Source organism: Flavobacterium sp. (assembly GCF_024710485.1).
GTDB lineage: Bacteria > Bacteroidota > Bacteroidia > Flavobacteriales > Flavobacteriaceae > Flavobacterium.
In genome coordinates this window covers 23202-38229 of the sequence record NZ_JANJUQ010000043.1, presented here as the reverse complement: position 1 = coordinate 38229, position 15028 = coordinate 23202, and the positions used below count along the sequence as shown (strand labels likewise).

Below are 15028 nucleotides of genomic sequence, written 5' to 3'. Positions count from 1 at the left end.
TGGCCAAAGAGTTAGAAGTCCCGGTAATTGCCTTATCACAGCTTTCCCGTGCTGTAGAAACGCGTGGTTCCAGCAAAAGACCATTGTTGTCGGATTTGCGTGAATCGGGTGCGATTGAGCAAGATGCGGATATCGTTTCATTTATCTACCGCCCTGAATACTACAAAATAGACGAATGGGACGACGAAGAACAATCGCCAACCGCCGGTCAAGCCGAATTTATTATCGCTAAACACCGTAACGGTTCCCTTGAAAATATCCGTCTGAAATTCATTGGTAGTTTGGGTAAATTTGACAACCTTGAAGAATACGGCAGTAGTTTTGACGATTTGCCATCGCGTATGAACAGTGATGACAACCCGTTTTTCACCAAGAATTTACCGTCACCCAATGAGGCTTTTGGTAGCAACATCAACCGAGATGACGACGACAGTGACGTGCCGTTTTAAAATAATAATCCCGATTCAGTCGGGATTTTTTTATGATTATTTTCACAGAAAATGGGTTATCTTTGGGTAAAATATTGCTTTGAATGTTTAAAAAGTCACTTTACATTTTCTTCCTATTACTGTCCTTTTCCGCTAAGGCCAATTTTTTATTGTTGCCCATGGATGAAGTGGCACAGAAAAACCATCTTAAAGCTTACGGTATAACCTATTGGGCACTCGACAAGCAATACAAAGCGAGTTGGTTGCTCAACTATCGCGGCGGTTCGTTTTTGTTGCCCGATGTACCTGAAATTCGCAAAGAGTGTCAAATTCGAGGGGTGAGTTTTGAGGTAGTTTCCGATGCCGAAATGCAGTCGATTTTAGACGATATTTCCAGTCCGTCACAAAATATGGAAACGGTAGTTTTAGAGAAAGCGCCAAAGATTGCGGTGTATTCTCCTCCGGGCAAACAACCATGGGATGATGCCGTTACTATGGTACTGACTTATGCCGAAATCCCGTTTAAAGTGGTTTATGATGAAGAAGTATTGAATGACCAACTTATTCTATACGATTGGTTGCATTTGCATCACGAGGATTTTACCGGTCAGTACGGCAAATTTTACGGAGCCTATCGCAATGCGCCTTGGTACATTGAGCAAAAGAAAGAGGCTGAAGCTTTAGCTGCGAAATTGGGTTTCAGCAAAGTATCTCAAGAGAAATTGGCCGTAGCCAAAAAAATACGCGACTTTGTGATTGGCGGTGGTTTTATGTTTGCGATGTGTTCGGCTACGGATAGTTTTGACATTGCGCTTTCGGCTGAAGGAGTAGATATTTGTGAGCCCATGTTTGATGGCGATAACAGCGATGCCAACTACCAAGCGCAAATTGATTACAATAAAACTTTTGCATTTAAGAATTTTATCCTCGTCAGAAAACCGGAACAATATGAGTTTTCCGATATAGACATGACAGAGAAACGCCGTATTCCTTTTGAAAAGGATTATTTCAGTTTAATGGAATTCTCTGCCAAATGGGATGTGATTCCGAGTATGTTGTGTCAAAACCACACGCAGTTGGTGAAAGGTTTTATGGGACAAACCACGGCATTCGACAGCGAGTTGATTAAATCGAATGTTTTAATTTTAGGCAAGAACGAGCTCAACGATGAAGCCCGTTACATTCATGGTCAAAAAGGAAAAGGATTCTTCACCTTTTACGGTGGTCACGATCCTGAAGATTACCAGCATAGAGTAGGTGATGCGCCAACAGTTTTAGACTTGCATCCAACTTCCCCCGGTTTTCGCTTGATTTTGAACAATGTGTTGTTCCCGGCGGCGCGTAAGAAACCACAGAAAACCTAACGGTAAACGTTTTAAAAGATGAAATCCCAAATTCCAACACTTGTGTCGGAATTTGGGATTTTTTTAGCCCCGATAGTAGTGGAAATCCTTTTTATTGTTTAGATGAAAAGCCCTTCGACTGCACTCAGGGTGACAAAACAATAAAAAGATTGTAACGTATAGCGGGATTAGCTTCTGATATTATTTATTATTCTCAATCACGTAGTTCAATACTTTTTGAATCAAATGCACTCGGTCTTTACCGGTTACGTTGTGTTTGTGCATTGGGTAAGGGAAATAATCTACCTGTTTACCGGCTTCTACAAACTTTTTCACTAAGGACAAATTGTGTTGTTCTACCACTACATCATCGCTGGTGCCGTGAATGAGCAATAATTTACCTTTTAAGTTTTTCACGTAATTGTACACGGTGTTTTCTTCAAAACCTTTGGCGTTTTCTGCCGGAGTATCCATATAGCGCTCGCCGTACATTACTTCGTACCATTTCCAGTCGATTACCGGACCGCCGGCAACGCCTACTTTAAAGGTATCAGGTTTGCGAAGCATTAAAGAAGTGGTCATGAATCCACCGTAACTCCAACCGTGAACCGCCAAGCGATTGCCATCTACATAAGGCAATGATTTTAAGTATTCTACGCCTTTAAGTTGGTCTTCCATTTCGTTGTTTCCTAAATTGGCATGGATGATACTTTCGAAAGCAAAACCGCGGTTGTCCGAACCTCTGTTGTCTACCGTAAATACTAAATAGCCTTGTTCCGCCATCCAATACATCCATAAATTGGCGCCGTCAAGGAAAGAATTGGTAATCATTTGAGCATGCGGACCGCCGTAAACATACACTAAAACCGGGTATTTTTTCGTTGGATCGAAATTACTTGGTTTGATTAAACGCGTATATAAATCGGTGGTACCATCGGCTGACTTGATGGTTTTGATATCGGCTGTTCCGATTTCGTAGCCTTCGAATTTATTCGGGCTTACTAAAAGCGTTTTAGCTTTAAGGTTTTTATCGTACAGTAATGATTTTGATGGTGTATCATGGTTGGAAAATTCGTCAAAGAACCAATTTCCATCAGCACTCGGAATTACATTGTGTACACCCTGGTCTTTGGTAATTAAAGTTTGCTTGCCTTTTAAGTCGACTTTATACACCAACATATTGGTCGGGTTGGGTCCTGTAGCTTTAAAATAAATTTCGGTTCCGGCAGTGTTGGTACCGATGATATCACGAGTTACAAACTGGTTATTGGTCAACTGCTTAATCAATTTACCTTCTAAAGTGTAGTAATACAAGTTTTGGAAACCGTCTTTTTCGCTGAACCAAACAAAGTTATTTGATTTGGCATTCGGGAAAAAGGCTTCGTGTTCCGGTTCTACCCAACGTGGATTTTTTTCGTTTAAAATGGTTCTGATAAAGGCGCCGCTGTTGGCATCGTATAGGTTCAAACTCATGTCGTTTTGACCGCGATTCAATTCGGCTATCAAAACATATTTCTCGTCCGGAGTCCAAGAAAGATTGGTTAAGTAATCGTCTTGGTTACCACGAGGCGCAATGAAAACCGTTTTACCGGTGGCTACATTGTAAATCCCAACGCGTGGTTTTTCGCTTTTTTGCCCAATCATCGGGTATTTGATGTTGACCAATTTGCCCGGTGTTTCGGTGATGTCTAACAAAGGATAATCGGCTACTTCGGTTTCGTCTTTTTGGTAGAAAGCCAAATAGCTGGATTTAGGTGACCAGAAAATACCACCGCTGATGCCGAATTCGTTGCGCGCTATCGATTGTCCGGATACGATACCTTTATTGGTTTCGTTGGTTACCGTTACTTTCTCACCTTTGCTGTTGATGAAGTATAAGTTATTACCTTCGGTAAAAGCTAAGTTGACTTTGTTGCTGTCGAAAGTCGTATTTTCAGCTGTTTCCGGTGCTTGAACTGTTTGCTTTCCGGTTTTGGCAGATAGATTGTATTGGTAATATTTACCGTTTTCAGTCACCATAAAAGTGTTGGCGTCTATCCATTGCAAGCCAAAGAAGTTTCTCAATTTGGTGCCCAAAGCGGTATTGATGTCGGTTAAAGAAACCAATTCGACTGCAGCATCATTGGTAGTGGAAGCCAATTTCATTTTGGTCCAAGCATCGGTATAAAACACGTATTTATTGGTGTTTGGTATCCATTGAAAACCGGTTAAACCATCGGCTCTAAAGGCACGACCTTGTTGCAATACGGCTTCTTCTAATGTTATTTTTTTCTTTTGCGCTTGCACAGACAATATCATAAACAAGCTGAGGAAAAGGATAATCTTACGGTTCATGAAGTAAAGTTTTTGTTGACCGTAAATGTATAAAAAAAGGATAATCTTTACTTAGAATTATCCTTTGTTTATGATGTCGTTAACGATTTTTAAATGATGTCGGGTATGCAGTTTCAGAAACCAAATGGTAGTCTTCAAATTCAAGTCGCCAAAATACGGATGCGTGAAATAACTGTTTTTGTTGAGTTTGTCCAGCAAGGCTATATTGTTTTTAGCGGTTGCCAATTTATTTTGCAAGTCTTCTATGGAAGTGTTGACAATCGGGCGCACTTGCTTGGGCGCTCTGGCTTTGCCTCTGGGAATGGAATTGCGCAGTTGAATGTAAGTACGTTTCCAATTGGGACGCCATTGGTAATGATTAGGATTGGATTGTGATAATTGTGAAATAATACCATTAATCACTAACAAACTATGGTCCAATTGCCAGCCAACATTGGCTTGAGAAATGGTCGTATTTTGTTTTTCCCAATGGGGTATTGCATTTTCTATTTGAAGTAATAAATCGTTTAGTTCTTTCATAATGTTTGTAATCAAAAATCCCAAACCTAATTGGATTTGGGATTTTTAGTAATGCATCTTTTAGAAATGGCCGCCTTCGTTTTCTTTATCCAAGTATTCTTGAACAATTTCGATAGCATTAGTTACTACATCGCTTAAAGCGGTGATGAAAGTACCTTCTTGAGCGCTGTTGATGGCGTGTTTGATGGCTTCGACTTCTTTAGTAATAATTTCGTGTGTAACGTTTCTACCGGAAGCATTGATACCTTCCATAATTAAGCCAATGATTTCTTCTTCGGTTCTGCCGCGCAAATGTTTTTCCTGGCGGATGATGATGTGATCAAACATGCGTGCCGCAATAGTTGCACACTCTTTGATATCTTCATCACGACGGTCACCAACCCCGGCGATGATGCCTATTTTTTTGGTGGCTTCTACCGATGACAAATATTCTTCGACACCGCGATACCCGGCCGGATTGTGAGCAAAGTCAATCATGACTTTGAATTTCTTGAATTCAAAAATATTCATACGACCCGGTGTTTGCGCTGCACTCGGGATAAAGGTCTGTAACGACAAACTGATGTCTTCCGTTTTGAATCCCCATAGGTAACTGGCTAAAGTGGCGGCCAAGGCATTGGCAATCATAAATTTGGCTTTGCCGCCTAAGGTCAGCGGCACGTGAGTGGCGCGCTCCACTCTGATTTTCCATTCGCCTTTTTTGATGGTGATGTATCCGTTTTCATAAACGGCTACAATTTTACCTTCTTTGGCAAATTTTTGAACCGTCGGATTGTTCTCGTCCATGCTGAAGTAAGCGATGTTGCAACTTAGTTCGTTGGCAATTTTCAAACATTGTTCGTCTTCGGCATTGAGAATGGCCCAACCGTCTTTTTTAACCGAGCGTACGACCACACTTTTCACACGTGCTAAATCGTCCAGTGTATGAATGTCGGCCAAACCTAAATGGTCTTCCTGGATATTGGTAATGATGGCAATGTCACAACGACTGAAACCTAAACCGGCTCTAAGTATTCCGCCACGAGCTGTTTCTAACACGGCAAATTCTACCGTTGGATCTTTTAAGATGTACTCGGCTGATAATGGTCCGGTTGTATCGCCTTTTTCCATCATGTGGTTTTGGATGTAAATCCCGTCGGAAGTGGTGAAACCGACTTTATAACCATTGTTTTTTACAATATGCGCGAGCAATCGGGTAGTGGTGGTTTTTCCGTTGGTTCCTGTTACCGCTATAATCGGAATGCGACTGGGTTTGCCCGGCGGATACAGCATATCGATTACCGGAGCCGCTACGTTTCTCGGTAAGCCTTCGCTGGGCGCCAAGTGCATGCGGAAGCCCGGTGCCGCGTTGACTTCCAAGATACAACCGCCGTTCTCCTTTAGCGGTTGTGTTAGGTTTTCGGCCATAATATCAATACCGCAAATGTCTAAGCCGATGACTCTGGAAATTCTCTCGCACAAGAAAATATTTTCCGGGTGCATCATGTCGGTTACATCTATAGACGTTCCGCCGGTGCTTAAGTTGGCGGTCGATTTCAGGTAAACAATTTCCCCGTTTTTCGGCACCGAATCAACTGTATAGTTGAGTTTTTCCAATAAATCCAAAGTATCGCGGTCAACGTCAATTTGGGTTAATACGTTTTCGTGTCCATAACCTCGGCGCGGATCGCGATTGGTTTCATCGATGAGTTGTTGAATGGTTTGTTTGCCATCGCCAATTACATGTGCCGGTTCGCGTTTGGCTGCGGCTACTAATTTGTTGTCGATGACCAACACTCGGAAATCGAAACCGGTGATGAATTTTTCAACGATGACACGACGGCTGTACTTTTTAGCGTATTCTAATCCGGCCACGGCGTCTTCCCAAGTCACTACATTGATGGATGCGCCTTTACCGTGATTGCCGTCCAGAGGTTTGATAACTATAGGATAACCTATTTTTTTGATGGTGTTTTCCAAATCTTCTTCGTCAACACAAATACTGCCGCTGGCTACCGGAATGGAAGCTAAGTCGAGCATGCGTTTGGTTTCTTCTTTGTTACAAGCAATATCAACGGCTATGTTACTCGTTTTACAAGTAATGGTGGCTTGGAAGCGCATTTGATTGACGCCGTAACCCAATTGTACTAAGGAATTGGTGCCTAAGCGAATCCATGGAATATCACGGGCAACAGCTTCGTCTACGATACTGCCTGTTGAAGGACCGAGGCGAACGCGTTCGCGGATTTCTCGCATTTTTTGGATGTCGGCTTCCACATCATAGTGGGTGCCGGCAATTAAGGCTTCGGCTATGGCGACTGAACTTTCGGCGGCAAACATCCCAACGCTTTCTTCGGTGTAGCTGAAGACCACATTGTATATACCGGGCGTTTTGGTTTCTCGGGTTCTTCCGAAACCGGTTTCCATACCGGCTAAGGTTTGAATTTCTAGAGCGATGTGTTCGATAACATGTCCCATCCAGGTGCCGCGTTCGATACGGGAAAAGAAGCCACCGCGAACGCCTTCGGAGCAGCGGTGCTCAATCATAGTGGGAAACATGGCTTCTATGCGTTCGCGAAAACCTTCGATTTTGTTGGTGGGAAATTGTTCCATTTCCTCTAAGTCTAAACGCATTTGGATTAATTTTTTGCGTTGTACACTCCAAAGATTCGGTCCGCGTAAAGCTTGTATTTTTAGAATTTTCATAAAGTAGAAGGAATTGTAATGTGATTGTGTAATGATTTTGTTAAAAATAGGAAATAATTGTTTTTATCCGACACTTTTTTTAAACAAAACCTAAAAAGTAATTTTGGTTCGGATAATTTGTTTTTGAGGTATTGACAGTCAGCGAGTTAAGTTTACTAACACAAAAGACCATCACTATTTAGCCCCGATGGAAGTGGCACCTTGTAGAACGGACAGCGGGAATAAGGACAGCCAAAATGCCCAAGCTTTTACGCTCCGACAAATTCGGCTATTTGTTGATATAGCGCTTTATCGTGCATGCTGTGGCCCAAGCCTTGGGTTTCGATGTAGATAGCGTTTTTCCAGGCTGCGGCGTATTGGCGGCCTTCTTCGACTTTGATTACCGCGTCGTCAACATCGTGGGCGATGATGGCTTTTTGGGTGAAGTTTTGGGCAAATAAATGTCCGGCAAAATCGTTGATGTGGATGTTGAACTTTTCGTGATAGTAATTTTCTAAACGTTTTTGTACTTTTTTGTTCAAGCTCAGTAAGTTGATGAAGTTATCGCTTATTTTTTTGAAGCTGGACGGCGCACCTAACAAGACAATTTTGTCGATATGGTCGTTGGGATATTTGTTCAAATAAAAAGTAATGGCGGCTCCGCCGATGGAATGACCGATTAGCGTTTTGGGTTGGTATTGCTGAATCAAAACATGGATGAATTCGGCATAACGCGGTGCGTTGAATTCTTTTCCTGTGCTTTGACCGTGAGCCGGCGCATCGATGGCGATGATGGTTTTGCCCAGTGGTTTTAAGTGTTGCAATAATTTTTTCCAGCGTGAGGCATTGCTTTCCCAGCCGTGTAATAACAAGATTATCTCTTCAGAACCTTTCCAAGTGTACACTTGAAAATTTTCGCCGTCGTAGTTTAGTGTTTCTTGTTCGGCGCTTTGCAGCGTTTTGGGGAGTTTTCCGTTTTTGATTTTGCCTTTTCGGGGTTGGCTGAAAATGGTATAGGCGATTTGCTTGGCTTTTTCAGGATTAAAAAAGCTGATGAGGTTGATGTAAAAACCAACCAATTTGGTGAGTATAAAGTATTGGATTTTCTTCATAAAAAAATCCCGAACGGGTCGGGATTCCTTATTATAAGTTAGCAAATAATGCTTGCATTTTTTCTCTTTCTTCTTGGGCTAAGGCCGCATCGACTAAGATTCTTCCTGAGTGCTCATCGGTGATGATTTTTTTGCGGGCTGCAATTTCCACTTGTGTTTGCGGCGGAATGGTAAAGAATGAACCTGCAGAAGCGCCACGCTCGATAGATACCACGGCTAAACCGTTGCGCACGCTGGAACGGATTCTTTTGTAAGCCGCTAACAACCGCTCTTCGATTAAGGCTTCAAACTCGGCTGATTTTTCCATCAAGAAGTTTTCTTCTTTTTGAGTTTCAGCCATGATATCGTTTAATTCTGCTTTTTTGTGTTTTAAGTGCGCGGTTTTTTGTTCCAAACGCTCTTTAGAAGAAGCAATTACTTCTTTTTTGTGTTCGATAGAAGCTTTTAATTCTTTGATTTGTTTTTCAGCCAATTGGATTTCCAATTCTTGAAATTCCACTTCTTTGGTTAACGAGTTGAATTCTCTGTTATTGCGAACATTTTTTTGTTGTTCGGTGTATTTTTTAATGGCCGCTTGATGCTCTTCAATAGCACTTTTTTTGGCTTTGATTTGTTCTTCTATAGTAACTAAATCACTTTTTAATTTGTCTAAACGAGTGCTCAAGCCGGTAACTTCATCTTCTAAATCTTCCACTTCTAAAGGTAATTCTCCTCTAACGTTTCTGATTTCATCAATTCTGGTATCTATGATTTGTAGGTCGTAGATAGCTCTTAATTTGTCTTCAACACTTAGTTCTTTTGTAGTCGCCATATTTTATAAGTACTTAACTGGATTTGTATTTTCTTCCGAAAAAATGATGGCAAAATTAAGAATTTTTTCCTTAAGAAAATCAACAATATAATTTTTTGTAAATCTTTCACTTTCAAAGTGCCCGATATCGGCTAAAACCAACTGATTTTCAGCTTCGTAAAAGTTGTGGTACTTTAAATCGGCCGTCAGAAAGATGTCGGCGTCCGCTTGTTTGGCATTTCCAATAGCAAAACTTCCTGAGCCACCTAACACGGCTACTTTTTGAATAGGTTTTCCCAATAAGGCACTGTGTCGGATTCCGCCGCATTGCATGGTGTCTTTCACAAAGGCTAAGAAATCAGTTTCAGCCATTGGTTTTTCGAGTTCGCCTATCATACCTAAACCGATATTTTGGTGAGCATTTTGCAATTCGTAGATTTCGTAGGCTACTTCTTCGTAGACATGATTTTTGAAAAGTGCTTGGAGGATTTTAGACTGTAAGTGTTTCTCGAAAGTGACTTCGATTTTGATTTCTTCGTTTTCCACAAACTCAAAGCGTTGTCCGATTTCGGGATTGCTGTCTTCGTTGCCCATATAGGTACCGATGCCTTTGGAATTGAAGCTGCAATCTTCGTAGTTGCCTATTTTTCCGGCTCCGGCGTCGAATAAGGCATTGCGCAGTTGTTCAACGTTTTCAGGTATGGTGTAAGTGACTAATTTTTGAATGAAATTCTTTTTAGGCACTAATATTTTGGTATTGGTCAATCCAAGCGCGTTACAGAATATTTTGTTTACGCCGTGTTTGTGGTTGTCTAAAGCCGTATGTACTGCATAAATCGCGATATCATTTTTGATGGCTTTAAGGACAGCGCGTTCCACATAATTTTTTCCTGTGATTTTTTTCAAGCCCGAAAAAAGAATAGGATGGAAGCAAACTACCAAATTGCACTTTTTAGCTATGGCTTCATCGATTACGCTTTCCAACGCATCGTGACATACTAAGATTCCGGTAGCTTCGGCATTAACATCGCCTACGAGTAAGCCAACATTGTCAAAATCTTCGGCATAGGCCAAAGGCGCCATTTCTTCGAGTATCGGGAGTATTTCTTTTAATTTCATTAGTTAACTGTTGTTTGGTATTACGTTGCCCATTCGTTTAAGTATTCCTTGATAATCCATTCGTTGTTGACTTTTTCCAGCAATAAAAATCGGCCGCTATTGTGTTCGATGTTTCTGTAAAAAGCTACTTTGACTAAGGCAAAATGGTTTTTGGCAAAATAAATCGGTTTGTTGATGATGAGCAAACGTTGGTTGTTTTCGCCGAATTTCTTGGTGATTTCCTGAAATTCTTCGAGTGAAACGCAATCGTTGACTTTACTCTTTAAATACTGATGTTGATTATCAAACAGCAAATGGTATTCTTTTGACCAATCTTCGTTTAAGCCAATAATGATTTGTTTTTTGATTTCGGCCGCATTTTTTTTTAGGAGGGAATGGCCGTTGATTATCTCAATAACTTCTTCGTTATTAGGTGCTTTGTGGCAATAAAGACTCAATAATTGGAGTCGGTCTTTGGCAATGACCTTTTCGTTTTTATAATATTTGGTCAGTATGATTTTGAGAATAGCTGTATTGTCTGCTTCTTGAGCGAAAGCAGTAATTTGGAACAAGCCTAAAAAGAAGCACAATGCAATTTTAGTTTTCATATTGAATGGTTCAGCTAAGTTGATTCAAGTTGGCTGTTTGGTATTATAGCTTCAAAGATAAAAGATAAAAAAATAATTCGTGCATTCGTCCTAAATAATTACTTTCGTACTATGACTTGGTTGCGAAAATTATTGTATCCGATAGCTGTTTTGTATGGCTTTATTACTTCGATTCGAAATTACCTATATGATAAAGGCATTTTAAAGTCGCATGCTTTTGATGTTCCGATTATAGCCGTTGGTAACTTGAGTGTTGGCGGAACAGGGAAAACACCGCAAATTGAGTCTTTGATACGATTGCTTTCTCCGTATTACAAAGTCGCCACGTTGAGTCGGGGTTACAAACGAAAATCCAAAGGCTTCATTTTAGCCGATGTGCATTCGAATGCCGAACAATTGGGCGATGAACCATACCAATATTTTAAAAAATTCCCACAGATTCAAGTCGCCGTTGATGCCGACAGACGCAACGGAATTACGCAGTTGTTAGCCCAAAAAGACAAACCGGAAGTGATTTTGTTGGATGATGCTTTCCAACACCGCAAAGTAAAAGCCGGATTTTACATCTTATTAACGGCTTATGACGATTTGTTTTGTGACGATTGGATGTTGCCAACGGGCAATCTCAGGGAAAGTCGCTCCGGAGCTGAAAGAGCCGATATGATAATTGTCACTAAATGTCCCAATACGATTTCCGAAATTGCGCAGGAAAAAATCAGACAGAAGATTGGATTGGACAAACCGATTTTCTTCAGTTTTGTAGATTATGACAATAAGATTTACAACACATCTGGTAGTTTGGAAGTGTCGGTCATTAAAAAGCAGGCCAAAGTGCTGTTGGCCGGAATTGCAAAACCCAAACCTTTTTTTGATTTTTTAAAGACTGAGAATGATTCGGTTATTACTTATCCAGATCATCATCACTTTACGGAATCCGATATCGAAGCGATAAAAAAACAAGCAAACGAAAAAATTATTATCACAACCGAAAAGGATTTTGTACGTTTGGAGGCTGAAATTTTGCGAAAACAATTATATTATTTACCTATCAAAAGTCAGTTGATTTCAAATTCGGCGGCTTTCGATGAAATTATTTTAGATTATGTGGGAACTAGTACAAGAAACCGTTAGTTACATTAAAAATAAAACCAATTTTACACCGGAATATGGTGTGATTTTAGGCTCAGGATTGGGCAGTTTTACCGATGATATTGCCATAGAATTCACGTTACCTTATAACGAAATTCCCAATTTCCCGGTTTCTACTGTAGAAGGACATAAAGGTGCTTTGGTTTTCGGAACCATAGGAGATAAGAAAGTAGTAGCCATGCAAGGCAGATTTCACTATTATGAAGGTTATTCTATGCAGGAAGTGACTTTTCCGGTTCGTGTGATGAAGTATTTGGGTGTTACAAAACTCATTGTTTCCAATGCTTCCGGCGGTGTTAATCCGAATTATAAAGTTGGTTCAATAGCTGTAATTACCGACCACATTAATATGATGCCAGAACATCCGTTGCGCGGTAAAAATGATCCTCGTTTCGGTCCTCGTTTTGTTAATATGAGCGAACCGTATAGTTTGAAAATGATTGCCAAAGTAAAAGATATTGCACAAAAAGCCAGTATTGAAGTATTCGACGGCGTTTATTTAGGGTTACAAGGGCCAACTTTTGAAACCTTACACGAATACAAAATGGTAAAAACCATCGGTGCTGACTGTGTCGGGATGTCAACCGTGCCTGAAGTTATAGTGGCGCGTCACATGGAATTGGAAACGTTTGGAATTTCAGTAATTACCGATATAGGCAGTGAAGAACACCTGGAATCTATCACTCATGAAGAGGTTTTAAAGGCAGCTAATGCGGCAGAACCTCATGTTCGACACCTGATTAAAGAGTTGATTTTACAATATTAATTGGTCTTCGATAGGCAAAGTGCTATGGCACGATAAAAACTATCGGGTTCAAAAGGTTTTGTCACCACATCGGTCATTCCGAAAGACATCAGCATTTCTCTGTTTTCATTTAGTGATATTGCCGTTAAAGCTATAATAGGCGTTAAGTTGTCAAATTCGCGGATGTGTTGTGTGGCTATGGTACCGTTAATGCCCGGTAAATGTACGTCCATCAAAACTAAATCAAAATGATGGGGTGCTTTTAAAACATCGATAGCTTCTTCACCGTTGTCGATGATTTTACATGTCATGCCTTTGTTTTCGAGCATTTTTTTGGTAACCATTTGGTTGATTTTGTTGTCTTCCACTACCAAAATGTTTTTGCCTTCCAAGATTTGCTCACAGTACGGAATTTCGGTTTCTCGTTTGATTTCTTTATTGCTGTTGGCCAAATTGAGTTCTACTTGAAAAACAGTTCCGACGCCTACTTCGCTTTCTAAAGAAATTTCACCGCCTAACAGATCGACTAATTTTTTCACTATAGTTAAACCCAGTCCGGTACCGCCGTATTTGCGGTTGATTTCGATCGAACCTTGTGAAAAACTGTCGAATATGGTTTCCTTTTTCTCTTCGGGAATTCCGATACCGGTGTCTTTGATGTTAATTTTAATTCTGGAAAAGGAGTCTTCTTTTTCAGTTAAAACGGCACTGACAGTAACTTCTCCTTGATGCGTAAATTTGAGAGCATTGTTGATTAAGTTGATTAAAATTTGCGACAATTTTGTCGGGTCACCTAAAAGCGTTTCCGGGATTCTCTCATCGAGTTCGAGTGTGAAGCGATTTTCATTTTTGGCCGCAATTTCATTCATCGAATTTTGAATATCGATAAGCAGTTGCTTGAAGTTAAAGTCGATGTACTCAATTTCAATATTATTCGATTCGATTCGGTTAATTTCCAGAATTTCATTGATGAATGTCAGCAAATAATTTCCGGAAAACTTCAACGAATTCAGATAGTGCAATTGACTTTTCTTAGGATTTTCTTCCAATAACAAATGTGTGATACCGTTAATGGCATTTAATGGTGTGCGTAACTCGTGGCTCACGGTGGAAAGAAATTCGGCTCGGGCCTTTGAGGCTTTTTCTGCTTTCTCTTTGGCCAGTTGTAATTCTTTGTTTTTGTCCTGCAAGAGTTCATTCGATTTGCTTCGGATGATGTTGTTTTTGTATAATGACAAACTCAACAACGACAAAATCGAGATTAAAGCAATCCCTAAAATACTGATGAGTTTAACAAATTTGTTGGTTTTTTGCTGTATCTCGCTTTCTTTTGTCATTTGCTCTATGGTCTTGATTCGCTCACTTTCTTTAAAGTCCATAAAGTCATCACTCGATAATTTAGCACTGTTGTTTTGAAGCAAACTGTCTTTAATGCGCAAATGATCTTTCAAAAACAAATGCGACTTTTTAATGTCTAATAGTTTTTCATAAGTTTCGCTCAAGGCTAAAACAATAGCGGCTTTTTGTTCTAAATCGTCGTCTTTTTCATTGAGCTTTAAAGCGCGATTGAGGTAGTTTACCGCTAAGTTATTGCGGTTTTGTTCGCGCTCAATCATGCCCAATTGATACAATGCTTCCGCCTTGGTTTTGTAGATGTCATTGTTGTCGGGTTTGGCCACAATTTGATTGAAAAGTTTAGAGGCTAAATCATTTTTACCTCGTTTCCTGTAGAGGATTGCTTTTTGCAAATTGAGCGGTTCCGCAGCATCCATTTTTAAGAGGCTGTAAACTGATTGTGATTTATTAAAGAAAATTTCGGCTTTGTTGTACTCGTCTAAATTCATGTAGCACATTCCGATATCGTAGTAACAAATAGCTTGTTGGTTGGTTGGCGGAAAAACGCTTAAAAGTTTGAGACATTTTTCAAAAACAGTAATAGCATCCTCAAATTTTTTCAATTCGAAATAAGTGGTAGCAAGAGAATATTGTGCTAATGCTTCTGCCTTTTTATCATTATTAGCACTGGAGAAGTTAATCGCTTTTTGAGAGAAGTACAAAGAGGATTTATAATTGTCAGTCTTTCGGTTAAAGACTGCTAAGTCAATGTAGTACTTAGTACTGTCGACTGGAGTTTTGGGTTTTTTTTGCCCGAAACTCATTGTTTGAACCAATACAATTAGCCAAAACCACCTCATGATTTATTGGTTTAGAAAGATTTAGGTTCATAAAAGTAGGTAA

General features: G+C 40.2%; 12 protein-coding genes. 4 read left to right on the top strand and 8 right to left on the bottom strand.

The genetic code is table 11. The features are described from left to right. Positions 1 to 449, top strand: a 449-nt coding sequence (locus tag Q0M21_RS11375; protein ID WP_295338300.1) for a DnaB-like helicase C-terminal domain-containing protein, incomplete at its 5' end; no start/stop codon positions are given. 83 nt (positions 450 to 532) lie between these two features. Next, positions 533 to 1792 carry an asparagine synthetase B gene (locus tag Q0M21_RS11370; protein ID WP_295338297.1) on the top strand — a complete coding sequence of 420 codons (1260 nt, stop codon included), beginning with the start codon at positions 533 to 535 and terminating at the stop codon, positions 1790 to 1792. Between the two features lie 180 nt (positions 1793 to 1972). Here Q0M21_RS11370 and Q0M21_RS11365 read toward each other — a convergent pair whose 3' ends face one another. The 7 genes from Q0M21_RS11365 to Q0M21_RS11335 form a co-directional block, all read right to left on the bottom strand. After that, positions 1973 to 4105, bottom strand: coding sequence for a DPP IV N-terminal domain-containing protein (locus tag Q0M21_RS11365; RefSeq protein WP_295338293.1), 2133 nt, complete (start codon positions 4103 to 4105; stop codon positions 1973 to 1975). 57 nt (positions 4106 to 4162) lie between these two features. Beyond that, on the bottom strand, positions 4163 to 4624 hold the full coding sequence (locus tag Q0M21_RS11360; RefSeq protein ID WP_295338290.1) for a DUF1569 domain-containing protein: 462 nt from the start codon (positions 4622 to 4624) through the stop codon (positions 4163 to 4165). Between the two features lie 60 nt (positions 4625 to 4684). Then, positions 4685 to 7309 carry a cyanophycin synthetase gene (gene cphA / locus Q0M21_RS11355; protein WP_295338287.1) on the bottom strand — a complete coding sequence of 875 codons (2625 nt, stop codon included), beginning with the start codon at positions 7307 to 7309 and terminating at the stop codon, positions 4685 to 4687. 248 nt (positions 7310 to 7557) lie between these two features. Beyond that, positions 7558 to 8400, bottom strand: a complete 843-nt coding sequence (locus Q0M21_RS11350) for an alpha/beta fold hydrolase (RefSeq protein WP_295338284.1) — start codon at positions 8398 to 8400, stop codon at positions 7558 to 7560. A gap of 31 nt (positions 8401 to 8431) precedes the next feature. Next, positions 8432 to 9211: a C4-type zinc ribbon domain-containing protein gene (locus Q0M21_RS11345; protein ID WP_295338281.1), complete on the bottom strand. Its 780-nt coding sequence runs from the start codon at positions 9209 to 9211 to the stop codon at positions 8432 to 8434. Between the two features lie 3 nt (positions 9212 to 9214). Next, the gene (locus Q0M21_RS11340; protein ID WP_295338278.1) at positions 9215 to 10309 is read right to left on the bottom strand and encodes a Nif3-like dinuclear metal center hexameric protein; all 1095 of its coding nucleotides are present in this window, start codon (positions 10307 to 10309) and stop codon (positions 9215 to 9217) included. Between the two features lie 20 nt (positions 10310 to 10329). Continuing rightward, positions 10330 to 10896, bottom strand: coding sequence for a hypothetical protein (locus Q0M21_RS11335; RefSeq protein ID WP_295338275.1), 567 nt, complete (start codon positions 10894 to 10896; stop codon positions 10330 to 10332). A gap of 111 nt (positions 10897 to 11007) precedes the next feature. On the opposite strand from Q0M21_RS11335, the gene lpxK reads away from it, so the two are divergent. Both lpxK and Q0M21_RS11325 read left to right on the top strand, forming a co-directional pair. Beyond that, the gene (gene lpxK / locus Q0M21_RS11330) at positions 11008 to 12027 is read left to right on the top strand and encodes a tetraacyldisaccharide 4'-kinase (protein ID WP_295338271.1); all 1020 of its coding nucleotides are present in this window, start codon (positions 11008 to 11010) and stop codon (positions 12025 to 12027) included. Beyond that, the gene (locus tag Q0M21_RS11325; protein ID WP_295338268.1) at positions 11999 to 12811 is read left to right on the top strand and encodes a purine-nucleoside phosphorylase; all 813 of its coding nucleotides are present in this window, start codon (positions 11999 to 12001) and stop codon (positions 12809 to 12811) included. Before lpxK ends, Q0M21_RS11325 begins: the two co-directional genes overlap by 29 nt. Here the strand turns inward: Q0M21_RS11325 and Q0M21_RS11320 are convergent. Further along, positions 12808 to 14985 carry an ATP-binding protein gene (locus Q0M21_RS11320; protein WP_295338265.1) on the bottom strand — a complete coding sequence of 726 codons (2178 nt, stop codon included), beginning with the start codon at positions 14983 to 14985 and terminating at the stop codon, positions 12808 to 12810. The two genes, Q0M21_RS11325 and Q0M21_RS11320, sit on opposite strands and share 4 nt — an antisense overlap. Positions 14986 to 15028 lie beyond the last annotated feature (43 nt).

Coding starts and splice junctions, on each gene's coding strand:
- Q0M21_RS11365 (WP_295338293.1), bottom strand. CDS start 4,105: ATGAACCGTAAGATTATCCTTTTCCTCAGCTTGTTTATGATATTGTCT.
- Q0M21_RS11360 (WP_295338290.1), bottom strand. CDS start 4,624: ATGAAAGAACTAAACGATTTATTACTTCAAATAGAAAATGCAATACCC.
- Q0M21_RS11325 (WP_295338268.1), top strand. CDS start 11,999: ATGTGGGAACTAGTACAAGAAACCGTTAGTTACATTAAAAATAAAACC.
- Q0M21_RS11370 (WP_295338297.1), top strand. CDS start 533: ATGTTTAAAAAGTCACTTTACATTTTCTTCCTATTACTGTCCTTTTCC.
- Q0M21_RS11350 (WP_295338284.1), bottom strand. CDS start 8,400: ATGAAGAAAATCCAATACTTTATACTCACCAAATTGGTTGGTTTTTAC.
- lpxK (WP_295338271.1), top strand. CDS start 11,008: ATGACTTGGTTGCGAAAATTATTGTATCCGATAGCTGTTTTGTATGGC.
- cphA (WP_295338287.1), bottom strand. CDS start 7,309: ATGAAAATTCTAAAAATACAAGCTTTACGCGGACCGAATCTTTGGAGT.
- Q0M21_RS11320 (WP_295338265.1), bottom strand. CDS start 14,985: ATGAGGTGGTTTTGGCTAATTGTATTGGTTCAAACAATGAGTTTCGGG.
- Q0M21_RS11335 (WP_295338275.1), bottom strand. CDS start 10,896: ATGAAAACTAAAATTGCATTGTGCTTCTTTTTAGGCTTGTTCCAAATT.
- Q0M21_RS11340 (WP_295338278.1), bottom strand. CDS start 10,309: ATGAAATTAAAAGAAATACTCCCGATACTCGAAGAAATGGCGCCTTTG.
- Q0M21_RS11345 (WP_295338281.1), bottom strand. CDS start 9,211: ATGGCGACTACAAAAGAACTAAGTGTTGAAGACAAATTAAGAGCTATC.